A 25945-nucleotide genomic window follows, 5' to 3' on the forward strand; every position below is an offset into this window, starting at 1 on the left:
TATGAGAAATAAATGGTTTTTTCTATCCATAATAAGTAAACGGAGCTAACCGGTAAGTAAACGGAGCTAACCGGTAAGTAAACGGAGCTAACCGGTAAGTAAACGGAGCTAATCGGTAAGTAAATGGGGCTAACCGGTGAGTAAATGGGGCTAACCGGTGAGTAAATGGGGCTAACCGGTAAGTAAATGGGGTCAACTGGTAAGTAAATCGAGTCAACTGGTAAGTAAACGTGGCTAACCGGTAAGTAAATGGGGTCAACTGGTAAGTAAATCGAGTCAACTGGTAAGTAAACGTGGTCAACCGGTAAGTAACACCTGTATAAGTTAAACTTTTCACTTTAAAATCATATCTACATTATTAGCCCTGCTGGAGAATACCACCGACTTAAGGGCATAATCCGAGCTAGCTGGGTCAACCGGTAAGTAAATCGGGCCAAGTGGTAAATACCACCTGTATAAGTTAAACTTTTCACTTTAAAATCACAGCTACATAATGATCCCTGCTGAAGAATACCACCGACTTAAGGGCATAATCCGAGCTAGCTGGGTCAACCGGTAAGTAAATCGAGCTAACCGGTAAGTAAAAGGAGCTAACCGGTAAGTAAAAGGAGCTAACCGGTAAGTAAATCGAGCTAACCCGTAAGTAAACAGAGCCAACCGGTAAGTAACACCTGTATAAGTTAAACTTTTCACTTTAAAATCACAGCTACATTATGAGCCCTGCTGAAGGGAACATGTCGTGAAGAAAGATGTAATACAAGAAGAGGGATATTTGCATGGGAGTGTTGAAGATATGGTGATGTAGAATTGTTTTAATTTACTTATGAGAGGGATTGATTTTATAGGGAAATACGCTGAAAATCTACTGATTTAGCTAAATCCCGTTAAAAACCTTAGAATTTTCCAATATTTTTAGAAATATTAGGCATAGTACTATCGTTTTAGAGGTATAGAGTGGTAATGTAATACGCAGAGTGTACAAACAAAATAGCATCAAAAGTTCATTTCTTAATTGTGAAAATTGGTTTCAAGCATTATAATGAATTTAAGTGGTTGCTGTACGGGATTATATAGGAGGAAAAGAAGTGGCTAAAACAAAAAATGAAGTTATTCGCGTCATTCCATTAGGAGGCGTAAGCGAAGTAGGCAAGGCGATGTACGTCGTAGAAATCGACGAGGAACTATTTGTCGTAGATAGTGGATTAATGTTTCCAGAGGACGAAATGTTAGGAATTGATTATGTCATTCCTGATATGTCATTTTTAGTAGAAAATAAAGACCGCGTAAAAGGTATATTCTTAACGCATGGTCACGAAGATGCTATTGGTTCAATTGCTTATCTATTAAGTAAGGTCCAAGCACCTGTTTATGGTTCTAAATTAACAATTGCCCTTGCAAAAGAGCATCTGAAAGACAAACCGGCTCCTCACCAAGTGAAATTCTTTGAGGTGACAAATAAGAGCCGCATGAATTTCAAAACGACTTTTGTGACGTTCTTCCACACGACGCATAGTATTCCAGATTCGTTGGGTATTGCTTTCCATACATCAGAAGGTGCTGTTGTTCATACTGGTGAATTCAAATTCGATCAGTCTGCACGTGGTAAATATACACCTGATATTGCGAAAATGGCTCAATTAGGAGAAGAAGGCGTCTTTATACTAATGTCTGATTCAACTGAAGCAGAACGTCCTGGTTATACGATTTCTGAAACGGTTATTAAAGATCGTTTAGAAAAAACATTCCATAAAGCTGAAGGCCGTATTTTAGTAGCATGTTATGCATCTAACTTTATTCGTATTCAGCAAGTATTCGACCAAGCTACAGCTTTGAATAGAAAAGTAGTAGTAGTAGTGGGGAGAAGCTTGGAAAATATTTTCGAAGTAGGGATGCGTTTAGGTTACCTATCAATCGATCCAGAATTCGTTATTCCAGTTAGTAAGATGAATGATTATGAAGACAATGAAATCGTTGCAATTATTACGGGTAATCAAGGTGAACCACTAGAAGGTTTAGAAAAAATCATCCGCAAGCATCACCGCGATATCCGTTTAAAAACAACTGATACAGTTCTTATTACATTCACACCATCTCCAGGTATGGAAGTTCAAATTGCCAATACGATGAACACACTTGCTAAGCAGGGTGTCAACGTTTTAACAGCAGATAAAAAAGTACATGTTTCTGGTCACGGTGCTCAGGAAGATTTAAAACTGATGCTTAACCTAATGAAACCAAAATACTTTATTCCGATTCAAGGTGAATATCGTATGTTAATCGCTCACTCGAAATTAGCGCAAGCAGTTGGTTATCACAAAAACCAAATTTTCATCGCTGATAAGGGTGATATTGTAGAATATAAAAATGGTAAAATGCGCATGGCTGGTCGCGTCAATGCCGGCAATGTCTTAATCGATGGTATCGGTGTTGGTGATGTGGGTAATATCGTATTACGCGATCGTAAATTATTGAGCCAAGATGGTATTTTCATCGTTGTTGTGACAATCAACAAAAAAACGAAACAGATTGCTTCTGGTCCAGAAATTCTGTCAAGAGGATTTGTCTATGTACGTGAATCTGAAGAATTAATGGAAGAATCAGCTAAGCAAGTTCGTACAGTCGTTGAAAAATACGTCAGCAAAGGTTCATATGAATGGACTTCTATTAAACAAGAAATCCGCGACACGCTAAATAGTTACCTATTCCAAAAAACGAAGCGCCGCCCAATGATTATCCCAATTATTATGGAATATTAAGGTGTGACGATTAAGAAGGATTTCCTTACCAATACGGTAGGAAATCCTTTTTTTTAACTAACGCCAATTGAAGGAAGGTGTAGAGATGGCAACAACGAGAAAAACGACAAAAAAACCAACTGCTGTTGCAACGAAAAAAAAGCCAACTCCTAGGCAAAGAAAACCAGCAGCTAAAAAAACAATGTCACCATTAGTTTATGAAATAAGTGGTTTGATTCTCGTATTGATCGCAATACTTGCATTATTTAAATTAGGTGTTGTAGGTGATTTATTACAATCAACAATGAAATTATTTGTTGGTAGTTGGTATATTATTATGCCATTTATATTGATTGCTTATGCAGGTTATATGATGATTGTTCGAGCGCTCCCAGAATTTAAAAATCGCTTTGTTTGGGGCATTACTTTACTTGTGATCGGTGCGACATTATTTAGTCAAATCGCCCTTTTTAAATCGACGATGGATATTGATCGTTCGGTACTGATTCAGACATGGCAACTTCTTGTGACGGAGCGGGGTGTGACGACTGCTGGAAGTGCCATTGGTGGAGGCTTAGTTGGTGGTGTTGTATTTGCGCTAAGTCATGTCCTTTTTGATACGACGGGTTCCTTTATTGTTGCATGGATTATTATGTTTATTGCCTTTATCCTTATAACGGGGCGTGCACTAGTACCGTATATTATGCAACAGCTCCCATCATGGAAAGCGAGCATTACTTCACGCCGTCAAGAGGTTCGAGAGGCAAGGCACTATCGTAAAGCAGTGAAAAAACAACTTGCTAAAGAAAAACCGGCGAAAAAGCCTGCACCAGAGTTGAAAGTAATCGATGGTCAAGCACAACCGACGGAAGAGATGTTAGTTGAAGAAGAACTAGAAGAACTACCGAAGCGGGAATTGAATATTTCTGCATTTACGCAAAATATTCAACCAATTGAGGCTGCCAATGAGGAGGACCTACTACATTCATCTGAACCGCAGAAACCGGTGGCGACTGAAGAAGAAGAAATCCCATCTGATTTGGTCGTTGCAGCGGGAGAAGCAATAATTGAAAATAAATCGTATGAGCTACCAAATATTCATGTGTTAAAACAACCTACGCCTACTGATCAAAGTGGTGAATTTGCAATTATCCAAGAAAATGCGACAAAGTTGGAACAAACCTTTTTATCATTTGGCGTAAAGGCAACCGTGACGGAAGTTCATATCGGTCCAGCTGTGACGGAGTATGAAGTATTACCCGATCGCGGTGTGAAAGTTAGTAAAATTGTCAATTTACAAGATGACTTAGCATTGGCGCTAGCAGCGAAAGACATTCGGATTGAAGCACCCATTCCCGGTAAATCGGCTGTTGGAATTGAAGTGCCAAATAAAGAAGTAGCAATTGTTAGTTTGCGTGAAGTGTTGGAATCCAAAGAAAATAATAAACCAGATGCCAAGTTGTTAATTGGCCTCGGTCGAGATATTTCTGGAGAAGCGAAATTGGCTCAATTACAAAAAATGCCGCATCTGCTTGTGGCAGGCTCTACAGGTAGTGGTAAATCAGTCTGTATTAATGGCATAATTGTTAGTATTTTAATGAGAGCAAAACCACATGAAGTAAAAATGATGATGATTGATCCAAAAATGGTGGAACTCAATGTTTATAATGGTATCCCTCATTTATTAGCCCCAGTTGTTACAGATGCAAGAAAAGCGTCACAAGCCCTAAAAAAAGTAGTATCTGAAATGGAAAGACGTTATGAATTGTTTTCACATACTGGTACGAGGAATATTGAAGGCTATAATAACCATGTTGACCGCTTCAATGAAGAAAATAATGAAAAACATCCAAGATTGCCATTTATTGTTGTAATTGTCGATGAATTAGCCGATTTAATGATGGTGGCATCAAATGATGTGGAAGATTCAATTACTCGATTAGCACAAATGGCGCGTGCAGCAGGTATTCATTTAATTATCGCGACACAAAGACCAAGTGTTGATGTCATTACTGGCGTAATTAAAGCAAATATCCCATCACGTATCGCTTTTGCTGTTTCTTCATCAATCGACTCTAGAACAATTCTAGATATGGGTGGAGCAGAGCGCTTATTGGGACGTGGAGATATGTTATTTTTACCTGCGGGTGAATCGAAGCCCGTGCGTGTACAAGGTGCGTTTGTATCAGATGAAGAAGTAGAAGAAGTCGTTAATTTCGTCATCAGCCAACAAAAAGCACAATATCAGGAAGAGATGATTCCTACTGAAGAAGTAGAAGATACAGAGGTTTCTGATTTAGATGAACTATATTCTCAGGCTGTTGATTTGGTGATTGAGAGCGATACAGCAAGCGTATCATTCTTGCAACGTAAGTTAAAAGTTGGCTACGCTAGAGCAGCTCGAATCATGGATCAAATGGAAGAGCGGGGCGTAGTTGGTCCCCCTGAAAAAAGCAAGCCGAGACAGATTTTGCATGACCGTCACTAGTACAGTTGGAAATAAGTTGTATGCTATATAATAGTGAATCGACAGACTATTCAATTTATTTCGGTCGTAACTTCGAGCGAATACAGGACATAGAGCAACTAAATTTGTGTGTAGTCTAGAAAATAAATTTTTGATAAAAAATGGCTTTAGAAAGTTAAAAAAATACATTTATAGCGTATCACTAACAAAAATATGACAGTTCAATAAAAAAACATGCTGTTTTAAAACAGATTTTTTTTAAATCTATTTATTTAATCGTTTAAAAATGGTATAGTAATGTCTGATTAGCAGGAATGTTTTACGTCTGATGTCTGATGTCTAATTGGTGGTGATTTGAATGTCTATTAAATCAGATCATCGTCATTTGTATCTTCAGGTGATTGACCATCTGAAGGCTGATATAGAAAATGGTGTTTTTAAAGAAAATGAAAAATTACCATCTGAATTTGAGCTTTCTAAATCACTTGGAGTCAGTCGTGCAACACTACGTGAAGCATTGCGACTGTTGGAAGAAGAAAATATTATTGTTCGTCGACATGGTGTAGGGACATTTGTCAATCCGAAACCAATGTTCACTTCCGGTATTGAACATCTAACGAGTATCTCGTCTATGATTAAAGATGCAGGAATGGAGCCGGGGACGATTTATTTAAGTTCTGAAAAAACTATTTCGAATGAAGAAGATATTAAACGCTTTCAATGCGATGAAGGTGATTTCAAGTTAACGATTAAGCGCGTTCGTACTGCGAATGGTGAGCCTGTCGTTTATTGTGTTGATCATGTTCCTAGTGATTTTTTGCCAAGGGATTTTGAGCAACGTCATGATTCTTCGATTTTTTCAGCACTTGAGGAGTCTGGCGAAATCCATGTTGCCTATGCGGTGACACATATTAAGCCAGTCGGATTTCATCCCGAAGTTTCTTTGGTGCTTAAAAGTGAGCCGGAAATGTCTTTACTTTTACTAACGCAGTCACATTACGATGATAACGATCGTATTGTGCTGTATTCTAAGAACTATTTTAGAGCTGATAAGTTCAGTTTCCATGTAGTTCGCAAACGCGTTTAACATCAACTAATCATTCCTGCTATCGGAAATACAACTAATTACTTTTTGGGAGGACTCCAAAATGAAAAAAGCGTAACTTAGGTTTAGCACTTACTGCTGTATTAGCTTCAGGTACATTATTAGCTGCATGTGGTTCAGATGACAAAAAAGATGGTAGCAAAGAGTCGAAAAAAGATGATTTCTCAGTAGCAATGGTAACGGATACAGGCGGTATTGATGACCGTTCATTCAACCAATCTACTTGGGAAGGTATTGAAGAATTCGCTAAAGAAAACAATATGACTCGCGGCGACGGTGGTTACGACTACTTACAATCTGCCAAAGATTCTGATTTCGAAACGAATATTAAAAACCTTGTTCGTCGTGATTTTGACCTAGTGTTCGCAGTAGGTTTTAAATTACAAGATGCTGTTAAAACTGTAGCTACTCAACAAAAAAATGCTAAGTTAGCAATTATTGATGAAGTAGTTCCAGATTTAGACAATGTTACTTCTATTATGTTCAAAGCAAATGAAGCATCATATCTTGCTGGTGTAGCTGCTGCTTTAGAATCTAAAACAGGTAAAGTAGGATTCATCGGTGGTATGGAAGGCGACGTTATCGGAGGATTCCAAGCTGGATTCCAAGCTGGCGTAGCTGCAGCAGACCCTAAAGTAAAAGTTGACGTTCAGTACGCTGGTTCATTCGGCGACGCTGCTAAAGGTCAAGCAATCGCTAAACGTATGTTCGATGGTGGCGCGGATATTATTTTCCACGCAGCTGGTGGTACGGGTAACGGATTATTCACTGAAGCAAAAGAACGTAAGAAAAAAGATCCTAAAGCAAATGTATGGGCAATCGGTGTTGACCGTGACCAATACGACGAAGGTAAAGTTGGCGATACAAATATCGTAATGACATCTGTACTTAAACGCGTAGATATTGCTGCTAAAGATGTTTCTAAATTAACTAAAGATGGTAAATTCCCAGGCGGCGAAACAATTACTTATGGTCTTAAAGACAAAGGTGTTGACTTAGCTGATTCTCATGGTGCTATCTCTGATAAAACTATGAAAAAAGTTGACGAATTTAAAGCTAAAATTGTAGCTGGCGAAATTGAAGTTCCTGAAAAACCAGCTAAAAAATAGTTTCTTAATTAGTTAATTACATTCATCATGGAGGCGAGTTCCTCCATGATGTTTTTCACTTTAAAGTTAATAGAAGTAATTCTACATAAAAAGTGTAATATTACTTGTGTTAATTTTTTAATCACAGTAATAATTAAGTACAATATATAGCCCGAAGGAGTGAGCACATTGGAATATGTGATCGAAATGCTAGGTATCCGCAAACAATTTGGGGATTTCGTAGCGAATGACAACGTCACCCTTCAACTAGAAAAAGGGGAGATTCATGCTTTGCTCGGTGAAAACGGAGCTGGTAAGTCCACTTTAATGAACGTCTTATTTGGTTTATATCAACCGGAGGCAGGCGACATTAAAGTTAAAGGTGAGTCGGTTCGTATAACGGACCCAAATAAAGCCAACCAACTTGGTATCGGCATGGTTCACCAACACTTTATGCTAGTTGAAAAATTTACGGTGACAGAGAATATCATTTTAGGTTCAGAGCCAACTAAAATGGGCTTGATTAACATTCGTAAAGCAGCGAAAAAAATTCAAGAGTTGTCTATACAATACGGACTGGATGTAGATCCTTATGCGAAAATTCAGGATATTTCAGTCGGTATGCAGCAGCGCGTAGAAATTTTAAAAACATTATACCGCGGTGCTGATATTTTAATCTTTGATGAACCAACAGCATCATTAACACCACAGGAAATAATTGAATTAATTCAAATTATGAAACGTTTGGTAGCTGAAGGAAAATCGATTATTTTGATCACACATAAGCTTAAGGAAATCATGGAAGTATCAGATCGCGTCACGATCATTCGTAAAGGACAAGGGATCGGAACAGTAACAACTTCTGAAACAAATCCAGACGAACTTGCTGAAATGATGGTAGGTCGACAAGTTATCTTTAAAACAGAAAAAACAGTTGGTATACCAAAAGAAGAAGTACTGCGCGTAGAAAACCTTACTGTAAAAGATAACCGAGGTATAGAACGCGTTAAGAATTTAAATCTTTCCGTCCGTGCTGGTGAAATTGTGGGTATTGCAGGAATTGATGGTAATGGTCAATCCGAGCTAATCGAAGCAATTACTGGTCTTCGAAAGGCAACTGGTGGTTCAGTTACCTTAAAAGGAAAAGATATAACATCGATGAAACCACGTGGCATAACAGAAGCCGGCACTGGTCATATCCCTCAGGATCGCCATAAGCATGGCTTAGTACTTGATTTCTCAATTGGTCATAATATTGCATTGCAATCGTATTATCACAAGCCAATCTCTAAAAATGGCATTATTGATTATAAAGAAGTAAATAGTTTTGCTTCGAAAATTATCGATGAATTTGATGTACGTACACCAGGTATTCACACGGAAGCTCGCGCTTTATCAGGCGGGAATCAACAAAAAGCAATTATTGGTCGTGAAATTTCACGTGATCCAGATTTACTAATTGCTGCTCTTCCGACGCGTGGACTAGATGTAGGTGCCATTGAATTTATACATCGCCGTTTGATTGAACAGCGTGATAAAGGCAAGGCTGTATTGTTAATTTCATTTGAGTTAGATGAAGTAATGAATGTGTCAGACACGATTGCTGTTATTCACGATGGTTCAATTATCGATACAGTAAATCCACAAAATACAACAGAACAAAAGCTTGGTTTATTAATGGCGGGTCAAACCCTTCATACTAAGCAAGATAAGGCTGGTGACGAATAATGTCGAAAAGATGGATATCACTTTTAATTCCTGTTGTATCGATCATTCTTGGTCTCCTTATTGGTGCAATTGTTATGCTTGCAACGGGTTTCAACCCAGTTGATGGTTATATTGCATTAGTAAATGGTATGGTAGGTGACTCTTATAATTTAGGTGAAACAATACGTACGATTACACCTTATGTATTTGCCGGTTTAGCAGTAGCATTTGCTTTCCGTACAGGATTATTTAATATTGGTGTCGAAGGTCAATTAATCATGGGTTGGCTAGCTGCTGCTTATGTTGGATATGCCTTTGATTTACCGCCAGTACTTCACGTAATCGTAGCCATTCTTGCAGCGGCAATTGCCGGTGGACTATGGGCATTCATCCCAGGTCTATTAAAAGCAAAACTACAAGTTCATGAAGTAATTGTGACAATCATGATGAACTACATAGCGCTTCATGTAGTAAACGCAACGATTGATACATTATCAGATGGTAAAGAAAAAACCGAAACAATTCATACCTCTGCATCATTAGGCTCTGAATTCCTTCAGTCATTGACGGATTACTCTCGTCTACACTGGGGCTTTGCAGTAGCGCTATTAGCAGTATTAGTTATGTGGTTTATTTTAGAAAAAACAACGCGTGGTTACGAATTGAAAGCAGTAGGATTTAACCAAAATGCTGCTGAATATTCTGGCATGAACGTGAGCAAAAATATTATTTTAGCAATGGTTATTTCTGGTATGTTCGCAGGTATTGGTGGTGCGATGGAAGCACTCGGTACTTTCGGGAATATTATGAAAATGACAGCATTCTCTGGTATCGGTTTTGACGGGATCGCGGTAGCGCTTCTAGGAGCCAATCAGCCACTTGGTGTACTATTTGGTGCGATTTTATTCGGCGCATTGAAAAATGGTGGTTTAAACATGCCAAATGAAGCTGGTGTTCCAGTGGAAATTGTATCCATTGTTATCGCATTAATTATCTTCTTTGTGGCTTCGGGTTATTTAATTCAATTGATTTTAAACAAATTAGTTAAAAAAGATACAAAAACACCAAAAGTCGATAAGAAGAACGTAAAGGGGGAGAAATAACATGAGCTTTTTAGAAGTGTTATATTTCATTATTCCTTCCGCAATTTATTATGCAGCTCCTTTAATTATTACAGCAATTGGTGGCGTCTTTAACGAGCGCGCAGGCGTTGTTAATATCGGTTTAGAAGGTATTATGATTATGGGTGCATTTATCAGTATCGTCTTTAACTTAGCTTTTGCAGATAAATTTGGTGCGGCTACACCATGGTTAGGACTGATCGTTGCATTAATTATTGGTGTTATCTTCTCGCTTATCTTAGCGGTAGCTGCCATCTCCCTTCGAGCCGATCAAACGGTATCCGGTGTGGCCTTAAATATGCTAGGTTTAGCTATAGCCATCTTTGCTACAAAACTTCTGTATGGTAAAGGCCAAACAGATTCAATTGAAGAGCGCTTTTCTCGCTTTGATTTTCCATTGTTAAGTGATATACCTGTACTAGGTAAAATGTTCTTCAGCGATATTTATGGAACATCTATTTTAGCATTTGGTATCGCCATATTAGCATGGTTCGTCATTTATAAAACGCCATTCGGTTTACGTTTACGTGCAGTAGGTGAGCATCCGATGGCAGCGGATACGATGGGTGTTCGCGTCGCAGGCATGCGCTATGTGTCCGTAATGATTTCTGGTGCGTTAGGTGGTATTGGTGGTGCAATCGTTGCACAAGCAATCTCAGGTAACTTCAGCGCTACGACAATCAGTGGACAAGGGTTTATGGCCATTGCAGCAATGATTTTTGGTAAATGGCATCCACTTGGTGCTTTAGGAGCAGCGTTATTCTTCGGTTTCGCGCAATCCCTATCAATCGCCGGTGGTGCAATTCCATATGTTCAAGATATCCCAGAAGTAATCTTGTTGATCTTACCGTATGTTCTAACGATTCTAGCACTTGCAGGATTTATTGGAAAAGCCTCAGCTCCAAAAGCTTCAGGCCAAGCATATATCAAAGGTAAACGTTAATTTTCATTCAAAAAGTTGGTTTTTCATGCATGCCATGAAAAATCAGCTTTTTATTATTTTTAAGCAGTGTAAATAGTTGCCAAGTGTTGATTTTTCAAGGTATGATTGTTGAAGTGGCTTCATGCACATAGAATTAGGAGGGTATTCATGTTTAACACAACAGAAATAGCGAAGGGTGTTAACGTTTTTACACGTAAAACAGACCAATTTAAAACAGTGAATATTTCAATTCGCTTTAAAAAAGAACTATCTATAGAAGATACTGCAAGCAGAACCGTATTGACGAATGTTTTACAACATAGCAATGCAACATTCAAAACAGCAGCGGCAGTGCGCATGTATTTAGATGACCTATACGGTACGGTGCTTTATTTGGATACGACTAAAAAAGGCAATGAAGAAATCGTACTTTTAAATATTGAAACGGTAAATGATCAGTATTTAAAACATGATAATGTACTAGATAAGGTACTTGAATTAATCCATACAGTCTTGTTTAAGCCGAATTTAGAAAATGGCGCCTTTGTATCATCCATTGTTGCGAGAGAAAAAGCGATGGTCATCGATCGAATTCAGTCGATTTTTGATGAAAAATCGCGTTATGCACAAGTACAACTGCAAAAATTACTACGCCCGAATCATCCTGCTTCAATTTCAGTAAATGGTACAGTTGAAGCTGTAAATGCGATTACACCAGAGTCATTGGTTAAAACATACAAATCCATGTTAGAAAATGATGCGGTCGATATTTTTGTCGTGGGTGATATTGATGAAGTACAAATCATCAAAACGATTAAAACAGCATTACCATTAGCAGATCGTGCGACGCCGTATGTCGTAAAGGTAGTTGAAGATACCGAGCCTATTACAGATTATAAAAAAGAACAGATGGATATGCGTCAAGCAAAACTGCATATTGGTTATAGCACACCCGTTAAATTTGGCGATATTGATTTCCCTAAAATGCAAATTTTCAATGGTATTTTTGGCGGTTATCCATCTGCAAAACTATTTGTCAATGTACGTGAAAAAGAAAGCTTAGCTTATTATTGTGGCAGCTCATATTCTTCACAGTATGGTTTAGTGTATGTGACATCTGGTATCGAATCACAAAATGAAGAAAAAGCAAGTCGCTTAATCGATGAGCAACTAACAGCCATTCAATTGGGTGATATTTCAGATATGGAATTAGATCAAACAAAAGCGATGCTGACAAACCAATTAACAGAAGCGCTGGACTCAGCGCGCGGCCAAATTGAAATATATGACCAATATCGTGACCTACCAGGCGGTTTCTCTGTACCAGCGATGGCAGAAAAATGGGCAGCAGTTACAAAAGAAGATGTTGCGAATGTAGCGAAGAATGTACGTAAAGAAACAGTATTCTTCCTTACAGGAATGGAGGAAGCATAGTATGGAAAAAGTAATTTTTGAACAATTAGATGAATCACTTTATTATGAAAAACTACCTAATGGTTTAGATGTTTATATTTTACCGAAAAAAGGATTTTCAAAAACATTTGTGACATTCACAACGAAATACGGTTCAATCGACCGTAGTTTTGTGCCACTTGGTGAAGAGGAAGCTATTACAGTACCAGATGGTATTGCACATTTTTTAGAACATAAAATGTTTGAAAAAGAAGATGGAGATGTCTTCCAAAAATTTGGACAATACGGTGCTTCGGCAAATGCTTTCACGTCATTTACACGCACAGCTTATTTGTTCTCCGCGACAAATCATGTGTATGAAAGTACAAAAACATTATTAGATTTCGTGCAACAGCCATATTTCACAGAACAAACAGTCAATAAAGAAAAAGGTATTATCGGGCAAGAGATTACGATGTATGATGACCAACCTGATTGGCGTGCATTTTTTGGCTCAATTGAGAATTTATATTATAATCACCCGGTGAAAATTGATATTGCTGGTACGATTGAAACAATCGATAAAATAACTGCCGAACATTTATACACGTGTTATCATACATTTTATCATCCATCAAATATGCTCTTATTCGCAATTGGTTCCGTAGACCCTGAGGAAATGATGTCGTTTATTCGTGAAGATCAAGCACAGAAGACGTTCCCAGAAGCATCGGAAATTAAGCGTATAGAAGTGGAAGAACCATTGGATGCAGCAGTAAAAGTGAATGAGTTGAAAATGGATGTTCTGAAGAAAAAAGCATATGTATCATTCAAAGCGAAAATAACAGATTTACAAGGGAAGGCGATGTTAAAACATGAATTGGCTGTGCAGTTAGCACTTGATTTAATGTATGGTCGCTCTTCTGATTTCTATGAAGATATGTATGAAAAGGGCTGGATTGACGAATCGTATTCCTATGATTTTTCTTTAGAAAAAGGTTTTGGTTTTGCTATGGTAGGTTCCGATACTAATTATCCAGTTGAATTGGAACTGGCTATTAAAAAAGTAATGAATGATTCAGCGAGTGCCTTACCGTTTGATGCGGAGCAATTAGAGCGTGTTAAACGTCGTAAAATTGGTTTCTTCTTACGCGCATTGAATTCGATTGAATTTATAGCGAATCAATTTACGCGCTATCAGTTTAACGATATGAATCTATTTGATGCTGTTCCTGTTATTGAAGAGTTGACGATGGCGGATGTTGTTGAAGCAATGACATCCATTCAAGGTATCGAGCAACAAGCGATGTTTACGATTAAACCATTAAATGATACGAGTGAGAAAGCATAATGACGCGTTTTACATTGGTGCTTGGTGCATCTGGTGCAATTGGGCGTGCAATTGCTAAGGAATTAGCGCAAGATGGTTGGTCATTGTATCTACAATACAATCGCAATCAAATGGATGTCTTAGATTTAATGAATGAACTCCAACAACATTATCCAAAGCAGGAGTTTATGCTCATACAAGCCGATCTATTAAAAGGCGATGCAGCGCAGAAAATTGCGGCGTCTGTCTTTTCAATCCAAGCAATTGTCGTCGCCAGTGGTCAATCTCTATACAAATTAATCGATGATACAACGACGGAAGATATGCAAGCTTTGTGGCATGTCCATGTCCAGACACCAATCGAAATAATTACACTTTTAGCGAGTAAATTACGTCGTCATGAAGTGTCATATATTACGATGATCGGTTCAATTTGGGGGGAAGCAGGGGGAGCAGGAGAAGTACTATACTCTACTGTAAAAGGTGCTATACATGCATTTGTAAAGGCATATGCTCAAGAATCAGCCTATAATGGTGTACATGTTAATGCAGTTGCACCAGGTTTAATCTCTACAAAGATGAATGGTCACTTATCTCCGGAAGAACTGCAAATATTAACGGAAGAAATTCCGATGCAAAGAGCGGGTCAACCAGAAGAAGTTGCACATCTCGTACAGTTTTTACAGTCTGGCAGAGCCGATTATATGACGGGGCAAATCGTGCGATTAAATGGTGGATGGTATATTTGAAAATCCCGCAAATAATCAAAATAAAAAAGATAGGGGAGAATTTTCCTCTCTTTCCCTTTTCCCCTTTAAAAATGTCAAGAAATCGTCTATTATGAAACATAGAAATGTTTTATTCGTCGTATAACAGAAGGGATCGTTGTATGTGAAAGAATGGTATTTTGAATATGAAATTCAAATCAATCGTCCGGGATTATTAGGGGATATTTCTTCGTTATTAGGTATGCTACGCGTTAATATTGTCACGATTAATGGTGTAGATCAAGTTAGACGTGGTATGCTATTACGTGCAGAAAAAGAAGAGCAAATTGAACGTTTCATGAATATTGTTTCTATTATGGAAATGATAAAGGTGACGAAATTCCGTCCACCGACAACACGTGATCGATTGGCAATACGTCATGGCCGCTATATACAAAGAGAGGCTGATGAGAAAAAAACCTTTCGTTTCGTGCGAAATGAGCTCGGTATTTTAGTAGATTTTATGGCAGAGCTATTCAAAAGAGATGGACATAAACTAATCGGTATTCGTGGAATGCCGAGGGTAGGTAAAACAGAGTCAATCGTGGCTGCAAGCGTGTGTGCCAATAAGAAATGGCTGTTTTTATCCTCTACAATGATTAAGCAAACAGCAAGAAATCGACTGCATGGCGATGAGTATGGTGCAAATAATATTTTTGTACTAGATGGCGCCGTTACAAAGCGTTCCAACGATGAAAAGCATCATCAACTCGTACGAGAAATTATGCAAATGCCAACGATTAAAGTGGTTGAGCATCCAGATATTTTCGTGCAACATTCAGAATATGCAATTGAAGACTTCGATTATATTATCGAATTGAGACATCATCCAGATGAAGAAATCACATATGAGCTATTAGAACAAAATAATAGTTTTTCACAAGACGCAGAAGGTTTTGGTGATTTTGGTGGATTTAACTTTTAATATAGGTAGGTGTAGAAAGTGACAGAATTAGGCATATGTTTAAAAGAAGCACGAATTGGTAAAGGGTATAGTCTAGACGATTTACAAGAAAAAACAAAGATTCAAAAACGTTATCTTTCTGCAATTGAAGAGGGCAACTATAGCGTCATGCCTGGTACCTTCTACGTTAGAGCATTTATCAAACAATATGCAGAAGCAGTTGACTTAGATGCCAATGAATTATTTGAGACGTATAAATCTGAATTGCCTACGAATAAGGTAGCAGATCACTTAGGAACGGGTGCTAGCGTGTCACAAGCATCAGGTAGTAACAACAACTCGTCATCGAGCAGTCGTCGTCGTTCAGCTGTTGCAAAATCTATGGGTCCAAATAAAAAATTCGCAGATATTATGCCAAAAGTTGTCATCGCATTATTTATCATTATCATTATTGCCGTTGTAGCAATTTTAAAATTCTACCAACCAAATAATGATGTAGATAATAGTAAAGCACCAGTCACACAAGAAAATAAAAATGTAGAAGATACAGCAAAAGAAAAAGCAGCAGCGGATGAAGCAGCGAAGAAAAAAGCAGCTAAAGAGGCAGCAGCGAAGAAAAAAGCAGCAGATAAAGCAAAACAAAAATTATCTAAAGGTGTTGTCGGTTCAGATGGTATTACAACTACATACCAGTTGACTGACACTAAAAAACTTGATGTGCGCGTAGAAATTACCGGCCCAATTTGGTTAGGTATTACAGATGAAAATGGTGCAACTCTCGGCGAATCAGGTATGTTTGCCGCCGGCGATGAAGTGAAAGTAGACGCAAAAGATAAGAAAAGCGTACGTATTCGTCTAGGTGCAGCAGCAGCAGCAAAAATATTCATCAATGATGAAGAAGTGAAGTTAGTTACGCCAGCTTCAGAAAAACCTACTCAAAATATTGAAATTAAATTAGCAGAGGAACAATAGTCATCGCTTAGGTGGCTATTTTCCTTTCAAATCAGAAGGGTGAAAAAAAGATGAATATTCCTAATAGAATTACACTATCTCGTATCTGTTTAATACCAGTATTCGTTTTAGTAATGGTATTAGATTTTGGATGGGGAAAAATGACGCTATTAGGCGCCACGATGCCTGTTGAACATTTTGTTGGCGCGATGATTTTTGTCGTTGCTTCCATTACGGATTGGATTGACGGTTTTTATGCTCGTAAATACAATCTTGTAACGAATATGGGGAAATTTTTAGACCCATTAGCAGATAAATTATTGGTGTCTGCGGCTTTTATTTTACTAATTGAAGTGTCAGATAAAGTACCAGCTTGGATTATTATCGTGATTATTAGCCGTGAATTTGCCGTGACAGGTCTTCGTTTAATCTGTGCGGAACAAGGTGAAGTAGTTGCCGCAAATCAGCTTGGTAAAATAAAAACTTGGGCACAAATTATTGCTGTCACATTACTATTACTTAACAATATTATTTTTGAAATGTGGAATATTCCGGCCGATGTTATTATGTTATGGGTTGCTCTAGTATTCACCGTCTGGTCAGGGATTGAATATTTCTGGCTAAACCGTAAAGTATTACTTGCATCTAAATAATAGGTCACTTATATTTTAAATAGTAGGACTCATTTTGTGAGATGAATATTTCACAACCGCTCAATTTTGAGAGGCGCATTTGCGAATGAGTCTTTTATTTTATTTAGTCGAGAGAATGGAGTGTTTAATTGATGAACGCAGAAATTATAGCAGTAGGTTCAGAACTTCTATTAGGTCAAATCAACAATACAAATGCGCGCTTTATCTCTAGTCAACTAACGGAGCTCGGAATTAATGTATATTATCACACTGTAGTAGGAGATAATGCCGGTCGTTTAGAAGAGATTATTGTCCGTGCAGAAGAACGTGCGGACCTTCTTATATTTACGGGAGGGCTTGGTCCAACAAAGGATGATTTAACAAAAGAGACAATCGCTAAGCATCTGGGGACCACACTCAAACAAAATGATGATGCGATGAATATGATTGAAGGTTTTTTTGCAAAAAGAAATCGTCCAATGACAGAGAATAATAGAAAACAGGCACTTGTTTTGAAAGATTGTGAAGTGCTTGAAAATGCCAATGGTATGGCACCTGGTATGTTTTTAGAACAGGAAGGTCGCATTTATATTCTATTACCAGGTCCACCAAAAGAAATGGAGCCAATGTTTCAATTTGAAGCGAAACCAAAACTCGCTCGTCTTGTGTCTGATGGAGGTCTTATTGTTTCGCATGTATTACGATTTTATGGGATTGGTGAGGCGGAGTTAGAGGAGCGCGTACAGCATCTTTTAGAGGAGCAGACAAACCCAACAATCGCCCCTTTAGCAGGTGATGGTGAAGTGACGCTACGCATTACAGCAAAAGCCAATACAGAAGATGAAGCATGGGCATTGATTACACCCGTGCGAGAGCAAATATTAACAGCAGCCGGTGACTATTTATACGGTGTTAACGACGAATCGTTGGCTTCAAAGTTAGCAAATATGCTCATTGATCATAACTTAACGATCGCAGCAGCTGAGAGTTTGACAGCGGGCCTTTTCCAATCAGAGCTAGCAACTGTACCTGGTATAGGTGAAGTGCTCTATGGCGGTATGGTCACGTATAATGAAGATATGAAAGTGAATCAACTTGGTGTACCCAAAGAGTTAATTGAGCGTTATACAGTTGTTAGTGCAGAATGTGCAGCTTCTATGGCCATTAATATTAAAGAAAAATTTGGTAGTCAAATTGGTGTATCTTTAACAGGGGCTGCAGGTCCTGGACCACACGCAAATCATCCAGTCGGCACGGTGTGGATTGGTATTGTTTTTGGAGATGACGAACCTGTAACATATGAACTTCATTTACAAGGCATGCGCAATACGAATCGAATTCGTGCAGTGAAGACGGCCATTTACCGTGTCATTCAATTATTAAGTGATAAAGGCTATCGAAAAATATAAGCTATATTTGAAACATAAATATCTATGACATATGCTGTAGAAATAATACAAATTGTAGATGAAAAAAGCGACGTTTTATGACTATATGATAAAAATAGAATAAACGTTCCCTTTTTGCTTGTAGTTTTCTCAAATATAAAGTATAGTTATGATATAAAAAAGAGAACGTATTTTCTGAAGGAGGAAATAGCTTGAGCGATCGCAAAGCGGCATTAGATAGCGCCTTAAAACAAATAGAAAAACAATTCGGTAAAGGTTCAGTCATGAAATTAGGAGAACGTGCGGATTATAAAGTTCAAACGGTATCAAGTGGTTCATTAACTTTAGATATGGCACTGGGTGTCGGCGGTTATCCGCGCGGACGCGTCATTGAAATATATGGTCCTGAAAGTTCAGGTAAAACAACAGTAACACTTCATGCGATTGCTGAAATTCAAAAAATTGGCGGTCAAGCAGCTTTCATTGACGCTGAGCATGCATTGGATCCTGTTTATGCACAAAATTTAGGTGTTAATATCGATGAGTTATTACTTTCTCAACCAGACACTGGAGAACAAGCGCTTGAAATTACAGAAGCTTTAGTACGCAGTGGCGCTGTTGATATGATTATCATTGACTCCGTGGCAGCACTTGTACCAAAAGCCGAAATTGAGGGCGAGATGGGCGATTCTCATATGGGTTTACAAGCGCGTTTAATGTCTCAAGCGCTACGTAAATTATCGGGTATTATTAACAAGTCAAACTGTACGGTTATTTTTATCAACCAAATTCGTGAAAAAATCGGTGTGATGTTCGGTAATCCTGAAACGACTACTGGTGGACGTGCACTTAAGTTCTATTCATCTGTACGTTTAGAAATTCGTCGTGCAGAATCGATTAAGCAAGGGACGGACATTGTTGGTAATCGTACAAAAATCAAAGTTGTCAAAAACAAAGTTGCTCCACCTTTCAAAACAGCTGAGGTTGATATTATGTATGGCCAAGGTATTTCGAAGGTCGGTGAAATTATCGATATTGGTGCAGAAAAAGATATTATTCAAAAATCAGGTTCATGGTATGCATACGAAGAAGAGCGCTTAGGTCAAGGTCGTGAAAACGCAAAAGAATTCTTAAAAGAAAACGATGCTATTCGCCTTGAAATCGAGCAAAAAATCCGTGCTGCATCTGGTATTTCTGGTGACGAGTTTGAAGTGGAAGCAGAAGAAACAGAAGAAATGGATAGCGAGTTATCAATATTGCTAGACGAAAAAAAATAATTACAAAAACTATTTCATAGCATGTTTATGAAATAGTTTTTTTTTGAAATAAAAGAAAATTAACAATATTTCTATTATTTCGAGAAAAAAATAACGAATAGTTCATATAATCCAGTATGGACTTACCCTTACGGCTCGCTAGAATGACCGTATTATCAGTATATAATAGTAAGAAAATACAATAAATAAACAACAAATTATTCCGTTGATATTTGTCTGCTTAAAAGAAGGGCAAATAGATTAAAAAAGGACGTGAAATGCGTAGGAATCAAGCTATCCATTAATTGTGAATCCTTGACAGAGCCTAGGGACATCTATACAATTAACAGTGTATTAACTTTATATTTCTAAAAACGAAATGAAACAGGCAGTATATTGTAAAAACAATCTATAGCCGACTAAAAAATGTTAAATAATATAGCAAGAGGAGGTGTTCGAATGGGTGGTTACATCATCTCCGCTTTGCTTGGTCTGATCGTCGGTGTCGTTGTTAGCTATGTCATCATTAAACTAGTGAATAATTCAAAAGTGACAGGTGCGAAAAGCTCTGCGAAACTTATTGTTGAAGAAGGCGAAAGAGAAGCGGAAGCCCTGAAAAAGGGAGCAATACTTGAAGCAAAAGAAGAAACTCACAAACTTCGAACTGAAGCAGAAAATACGATTAATGCTGGCCGATTAGAGCTTTCTAAACAAGAGATGCGATTGGAACAACGCATTGAAAATCTTGATCGTCGAGATGAAAATCTTGATAAAAAAGAAGCGGGCTTAGAACGCAGAGAAAATGCTCTAGTTGAAAGACATCAGCAAATTGAGCAGATAGAAAGCAAAGTGGCAGAACTAAAAGCGAAGCAAGAAACGGAGCTTGAAAGAATTTCAGCATTAACACGCGATGAAGCGAAAGCAATTATTCTTAAAGAAGTTGAAAATGAACTTAATACAGATATCGCTGTTATGACAAAAGAAGCAGAAAGTCGTGCTAAAGAAGAATCTGGTAAAAAAGCACGTGAAATTTTATCATTAGCTGTACAACGTTTTGCAGCGGATCATATTGCTGAAACGACAGTCTCAGTAGTTAATCTACCAAATGATGAAATGAAGGGCAGGATTATTGGACGAGAAGGCCGTAATATTCGAACGCTTGAAACATTAACAGGTATCGACTTAATCATCGATGATACACCTGAGGCAGTTATTCTGTCTGGTTTCGATCCAATTCGTCGTGAAACAGCGCGTCTTGCACTTGAAAAACTAGTACAAGATGGTCGCATTCATCCAGCACGCATAGAAGAAATGGTTGAAAAATCACGTCGTGAAGTAGATGAACAAATTCGTGAAACCGGCGAACAAACAACGTTCGAATTAGGAATTCATAATCTACATCCAGACTTAATGAAGATTCTTGGACGTATGAAATACCGTACAAGTTACGGTCAAAACGTACTAAAACACTCAATCGAAGTGGCTCATTTAGCAGGTTTACTTGCTGCCGAACTTGGCGAAGATATTACTTTAGCAAAACGTGCAGGTTTACTGCATGATATCGGTAAAGCAATTGACCATGAAGTAGAAGGTAGCCATGTTGAAATTGGTGTGGAATTAGCTACGAAATATAAAGAGCATCCAGTCGTGATTAACAGTATTGCATCTCATCATGGTGATACAGAAGCAACATCGGTAATCGCGGTATTAGTGGCAGCAGCAGATGCCTTATCAGCAGCTCGCCCAGGTGCTCGTAGTGAGACGTTAGAAAACTATATTCGTCGCCTTGAAAAACTAGAAGAAATCTCTGAATCATACGAAGGCGTTGAGAAATCATTTGCTATTCAAGCAGGTAGAGAGATTCGTATTATCGTTCGCCCAGATGCTGTAGATGATATTACTGCACATCGATTAGCAAAAGATATACGTAAACGCATTGAAGATGAACTGGATTATCCAGGACATATAAAAGTGACAGTTATTCGAGAAACAAGAGCAGTCGAATACGCAAAATAAAAACAAAAAGCCTGCATCCGCAGGTTTTTTGTTTTTTAAGGTGACTATTTTAAATGAAAGCAGGAGATTTACATGAAAGTATTATTTATCGGAGATATTGTTGGAGACATCGGTTTAGATGCAGTAGAACATTATTTACCACGTCTTAAACGCAAATACAATGTTGATGTAGTCATAGCAAATGGTGAAAATGCAGCAAAAGGACGTGGCATTACGAAAAGCATTTATCAAGAACTATTAATGATGGGTGTAGATGTTATTACGATGGGTAATCATACATGGGATCAAAAAGAAATTTTTGATTTCATCGACGATACAGATTATTTGATTCGTCCAGCAAACTTTTCAGAAGACGCTCCAGGGCGTGGTATGACAACAGTAACAAAAAATGGTGTAACTTTATCAGTAATCAATCTTCACGGACGCGTATTTTTACCAGCTCACGATGATCCATTCGCTAAAGCCGAAGATTTAATTGCAGAAGCGAAGCAAATTTCACCTTTGATTTTTGTTGATTTTCATGCGGAAACAACCTCAGAAAAAATTGCATTAGGTTGGCATCTAGCAGGTCAAGCATCAGCAGTTGTCGGAACGCATACACATGTTCAAACAGCTGATGCACGTATATTCCCTGGCGGTACAGCCTTTATCTCAGATGTTGGTATGACAGGTCCTTATGATGAAGTACTTGGCATGAAAAAAGAAAGCGTCATTTATCGCTTTAAAACAAATATGCCTGTACGCTTTGAAGTACCAACTGAAGGACGTGAAGTATTGAGTGGTTTCTTCGTTGATATCGATGATGACACAGGTCAAGCAAAACACTGCGAACGTATTTATATTAATGCTGACTACCCATTCAAAGGTTAATAGTAGTGAAAAGACTAGCCTACTGCGGCTAGTCTTTTTTGTGCATTCAAACAACTAGTTTTGAGTTGCTCTACCATACTAGTGATTCATATATTGAAAAACCGATAAATAGAGATATTGACGCGTTTTTATTTTGGCTATTCAAATGGCTCTTTAGAAGGCGGCATTACAAATCAACTGTATATGGAATTAAACTATGTAAGCCTTTTCGTGCGAAGATTTTATGGCATAGAAAGTAGAAAGAAATAGGTGTGTATATGGGATGAGCAGATTTCGCCTGAAATGAACGAGCAAAAAATACTGTATTTTAAAGACGAACAAAAAAAAGAGAGAAGAATATAATGTTCGGTATATAGTGATTTATTCATAAGTAATATGAACAAATAATCGTGTTTCACAGGGTATTACATTCGTCATATATAGTATTGTTCGGATTGCCACATTAAGTATGTTAAAATAAGACTTGAATTGTACTGTAAAAAGAAAAATGATACACAATGTTCAATTATTGTTCCGTCAAAGGTCTGAAATTGAAGAAAAACATGGATTAGCAATAGTTTATAGCCTTTCTTCATGATAAACTTATGAAAGAATAATGAAACAACAATCATTTGAAAATAACCTGTTTTAAGGAGATGTTTATAGATGTTACATCAGCTTTCATGGAAGGTCGGTGGACAACAAGGTGAAGGTATCGAAAGTACCGGCGAAATGTTCTCTACTGCAATGAATCGTTTAGGATACCATTTGTATGGTTATCGTCATTTCTCATCACGTATTAAAGGTGGGCATACAAATAATAAAATCAATGTACGCACGACAAGCGTTCATACAATTCCAGATGATTTAAATATATTAGTAGCTTTTGATCAAGAAACAATCGATGTTAATTATCATGAATTAGATGCTACGGGTGTCATTTTAGCAGATGCTAAATTCAAACCGGTTCCACCGGAAGACTGCCCAGCTACTTTATATATTGTGCCATTTACAGAGGCAGCTAAAGAATTAGGAACAACATTGATGAAAAATATGGTAGCGATTGGTGCTACCGCAGCATTGATGAACCTTAAAGATGAAGTATTCCAAAGTGTTGTCAGTGAAATCTTTGGTCGTAAGGGCGAAGAGGTCGTTGCAAAGAACTTAGAAGCCATTGCCAAAGGTCATGAAATTATGCATGATATGCTTGATGCAGCAGGGATTGCTGAAGGTCAATTTGAATTGGCTCCAGGTGACAATCAACACCGTATGTTCATGATTGGTAACGAAGCCATTGCGATGGGTGCACTTGCAGCTGGCGTACGTTTAATGGCCGCGTACCCTATTACACCAGCAACTGAAATAATGGAATATTTGATTCAAAAACTACCTAAATTTGGTGGTACTGTCATTCAAACAGAAGACGAAATTGCAGCAGCAACGATGGCGATTGGCGCAAGTTATGGTGGTGCGCGTTCATTCACTGCCTCAGCAGGCCCTGGTCTGTCTTTAATGATGGAGGCGCTTGGCTTGGCTGGTATGACAGAAACACCATTAGTTGTCGTAGATACACAACGTGGTGGTCCATCAACTGGTTTACCAACAAAACAAGAGCAGTCTGATTTGATGGCCATGTTATACGGAACACATGGAGAAATTCCTAAAGTTGTTATTGCACCTTCAACAGGTGAAGAGGCTTTTTATGATATGATCCAAGCATTTAATATTGCAGATGAATTACAATTACCTGTAATTGTTATTTCCGATTTGCAGTTGTCATTGGGCAAACAGACAGTTGAACCATTTGATTTCAAAAAAATAGCCATTAAACGTGGTAAATTGAATTTAGATAATTTACCAGAGTTGGAAGAAAAAGAATACTTCAGACGTTATGAAATTACTGAAGATGGTGTATCACCTCGCGTAGTACCGGGTCAAAAACATGGTATCCACCATGTTACAGGTGTTGAACATAGCGAAATTGGTACACCTTCTGAGTCGGCATCTAACCGACAAGCTCAAATGGACAAACGTATGCGCAAACTAAACTATGTAAACTTTGATATGCCTATTTTCATAGATGCACCAAATGAAGAAGCGGATGTACTAATTGTAGGCTTTGGTTCAACTAAAGGCTCGATTGAAGAAATTCGCCCACTATTAGATGCACAAGGCATAAAAGCAAATCATGCACATATTCGTCTATTACACCCATTCCCAACAATGGAAATGAAGCCGTTAATGGATGCGGCAAAAAAAATTATTGTCGTTGAAAATAATGCGACAGGTCAACTTGCTAATATTATTAAACTCAATATGGGTGGGCATGACAAAATTATCAATTTAACAAAATATGATGGTACGCCTTTCTTACCACATGAATTGTTAAATCGAGTGAAGGAGCTGCTTAAATAATGGCGACGTTTAAAGATTTTCGTAACACAATCAAACCAAACTGGTGTCCAGCTTGTGGGGATTTCTCCGTTCAAGCGGCGATTCAACGCGCTGCAGCAAACCAAGGAATTGAACCACATGAATTAGCAGTCGTATCAGGAATTGGCTGTTCAGGCCGCTTATCAGGTTATATTAATGCATTCGGCTTACATGGTATTCATGGACGTGCCTTACCAATTGCTCAAGGACTTAAAATGGCGAATCGTGATTTAAATGTTATTGCAACAGGCGGTGACGGTGATGGTTTTGCTATTGGTATGGGACATACAGTCCACTCCATTCGTCGTAATATAGACGTAACATATGTTGTAATGGACAACCAAATTTATGGTTTAACGAAGGGGCAAACTTCACCACGTTCGGCTGCTGGTTTCGTAACGAAATCAACGCCAGGTGGTGCAATTGAGCCGTCACTAAAACCTTTGGAAGTAGCATTATCTTCTGGTGCGACATTCGTAGCACAAAGCTTTTCATCTGATTTAAAAGAACTGACAGCAATTATTGAAGCCGGTATGCAGCACAAAGGTTTTTCATTCATTAATGTTTTCAGTCCGTGTGTCACATATAATAAAGTAAACACCTATGACTGGTTCAAAGAAAACTTAACAAAACTTGCTGATATTGAAAATTACGATCACACAGATCGTCAAATGGCTATGAAAACAGTCATGGAACATGAAGGACTTGTAACAGGTATTATTTACGAAGATACCGAAACAACTTCATATCAAGAAAAAGTAATTGGTTATAACGAAACACCACTTGTACATGCAGATATTCATTTACAAGAAGAGCAACTGAATAATTTAATGAAAGAATTCATGTAATTCACTACATTACTACAAAAAACCGCCCATCTGC

Annotated in this window: 19 protein-coding genes; all 19 read left to right on the plus strand. The window is 38.0% G+C overall.

The window, feature by feature from the left end; translation table 11 throughout:
* The first annotated feature begins 1085 nt into the window (after positions 1 to 1085).
* Positions 1086 to 2756, plus strand: a complete 1671-nt coding sequence (locus DEX24_RS01205; RefSeq protein WP_109304570.1) for a ribonuclease J — start codon at positions 1086 to 1088, stop codon at positions 2754 to 2756.
* Between the two features lie 85 nt (positions 2757 to 2841).
* Positions 2842 to 5223, plus strand: coding sequence for an FtsK/SpoIIIE family DNA translocase (locus tag DEX24_RS01210; RefSeq protein WP_109304571.1), 2382 nt, complete (start codon positions 2842 to 2844; stop codon positions 5221 to 5223).
* Positions 5224 to 5560: 337 nt separating this feature from the next.
* Positions 5561 to 6289: a GntR family transcriptional regulator gene (locus DEX24_RS01215; protein WP_109304572.1), complete on the plus strand. Its 729-nt coding sequence runs from the start codon at positions 5561 to 5563 to the stop codon at positions 6287 to 6289.
* Between the two features lie 191 nt (positions 6290 to 6480).
* Entirely contained in the window at positions 6481 to 7416 is a 936-nt protein-coding gene (locus DEX24_RS01220) for a BMP family lipoprotein (RefSeq protein WP_249033880.1), read from the plus strand.
* Positions 7417 to 7584: 168 nt separating this feature from the next.
* Positions 7585 to 9123: an ABC transporter ATP-binding protein gene (locus DEX24_RS01225; RefSeq protein WP_109304573.1), complete on the plus strand. Its 1539-nt coding sequence runs from the start codon at positions 7585 to 7587 to the stop codon at positions 9121 to 9123.
* Positions 9123 to 10205 (plus strand): ABC transporter permease, encoded by a 1083-nt coding sequence (locus DEX24_RS01230; RefSeq protein ID WP_109304574.1) that lies wholly within the window; start codon positions 9123 to 9125, stop codon positions 10203 to 10205. Before DEX24_RS01225 ends, DEX24_RS01230 begins: the two co-directional genes overlap by 1 nt.
* Before the next feature lies 1 nt (position 10206).
* Entirely contained in the window at positions 10207 to 11166 is a 960-nt protein-coding gene (locus DEX24_RS01235; RefSeq protein ID WP_109304575.1) for an ABC transporter permease, read from the plus strand.
* A 147-nt stretch (positions 11167 to 11313) separates the two neighbouring features.
* Positions 11314 to 12579: an EF-P 5-aminopentanol modification-associated protein YfmF gene (gene yfmF / locus DEX24_RS01240; protein WP_109304576.1), complete on the plus strand. Its 1266-nt coding sequence runs from the start codon at positions 11314 to 11316 to the stop codon at positions 12577 to 12579.
* A gap of 1 nt (position 12580) precedes the next feature.
* Entirely contained in the window at positions 12581 to 13888 is a 1308-nt protein-coding gene (gene yfmH / locus DEX24_RS01245) for an EF-P 5-aminopentanol modification-associated protein YfmH (RefSeq protein ID WP_109304577.1), read from the plus strand.
* Positions 13888 to 14616, plus strand: coding sequence for an elongation factor P 5-aminopentanone reductase (gene ymfI, locus DEX24_RS01250; RefSeq protein WP_109304578.1), 729 nt, complete (start codon positions 13888 to 13890; stop codon positions 14614 to 14616). Before yfmH ends, ymfI begins: the two co-directional genes overlap by 1 nt.
* A 142-nt stretch (positions 14617 to 14758) precedes the next feature.
* Positions 14759 to 15559, plus strand: a complete 801-nt coding sequence (locus DEX24_RS01255) for a DUF3388 domain-containing protein (RefSeq protein WP_109304671.1) — start codon at positions 14759 to 14761, stop codon at positions 15557 to 15559.
* Positions 15560 to 15577: 18 nt separating this feature from the next.
* A complete protein-coding gene (locus tag DEX24_RS01260; protein WP_109304579.1) occupies positions 15578 to 16510 on the plus strand; it encodes a helix-turn-helix domain-containing protein in 933 nt (310 codons plus the stop codon).
* Between the two features lie 50 nt (positions 16511 to 16560).
* The gene (gene pgsA / locus DEX24_RS01265) at positions 16561 to 17142 is read left to right on the plus strand and encodes a CDP-diacylglycerol--glycerol-3-phosphate 3-phosphatidyltransferase (RefSeq protein ID WP_109304580.1); all 582 of its coding nucleotides are present in this window, start codon (positions 16561 to 16563) and stop codon (positions 17140 to 17142) included.
* A 131-nt stretch (positions 17143 to 17273) separates the two neighbouring features.
* Positions 17274 to 18530, plus strand: coding sequence for a competence/damage-inducible protein A (locus DEX24_RS01270; protein ID WP_109304581.1), 1257 nt, complete (start codon positions 17274 to 17276; stop codon positions 18528 to 18530).
* Positions 18531 to 18721: 191 nt separating this feature from the next.
* Positions 18722 to 19786 carry a recombinase RecA gene (gene recA, locus DEX24_RS01275; RefSeq protein WP_109304582.1) on the plus strand — a complete coding sequence of 355 codons (1065 nt, stop codon included), beginning with the start codon at positions 18722 to 18724 and terminating at the stop codon, positions 19784 to 19786.
* 438 nt (positions 19787 to 20224) lie between these two features.
* The gene (gene rny, locus DEX24_RS01280; protein WP_109304583.1) at positions 20225 to 21781 is read left to right on the plus strand and encodes a ribonuclease Y; all 1557 of its coding nucleotides are present in this window, start codon (positions 20225 to 20227) and stop codon (positions 21779 to 21781) included.
* 72 nt (positions 21782 to 21853) lie between these two features.
* Entirely contained in the window at positions 21854 to 22651 is a 798-nt protein-coding gene (locus tag DEX24_RS01285) for a TIGR00282 family metallophosphoesterase (protein ID WP_109304584.1), read from the plus strand.
* 645 nt (positions 22652 to 23296) lie between these two features.
* On the plus strand, positions 23297 to 25045 hold the full coding sequence (locus DEX24_RS01290) for a 2-oxoacid:acceptor oxidoreductase subunit alpha (protein WP_109304585.1): 1749 nt from the start codon (positions 23297 to 23299) through the stop codon (positions 25043 to 25045).
* Complete coding sequence (locus DEX24_RS01295; protein ID WP_109304586.1) at positions 25045 to 25911, plus strand: 2-oxoacid:ferredoxin oxidoreductase subunit beta; 867 nt, start codon at positions 25045 to 25047, stop codon at positions 25909 to 25911. Before DEX24_RS01290 ends, DEX24_RS01295 begins: the two co-directional genes overlap by 1 nt.
* The last annotated feature ends 34 nt before the right edge of the window (positions 25912 to 25945 follow it).

This window comes from Kurthia sibirica, from assembly GCF_003143975.1.
GTDB classification, from domain to species: Bacteria; Bacillota; Bacilli; order Bacillales_A; family Planococcaceae; genus Kurthia; species Kurthia sibirica.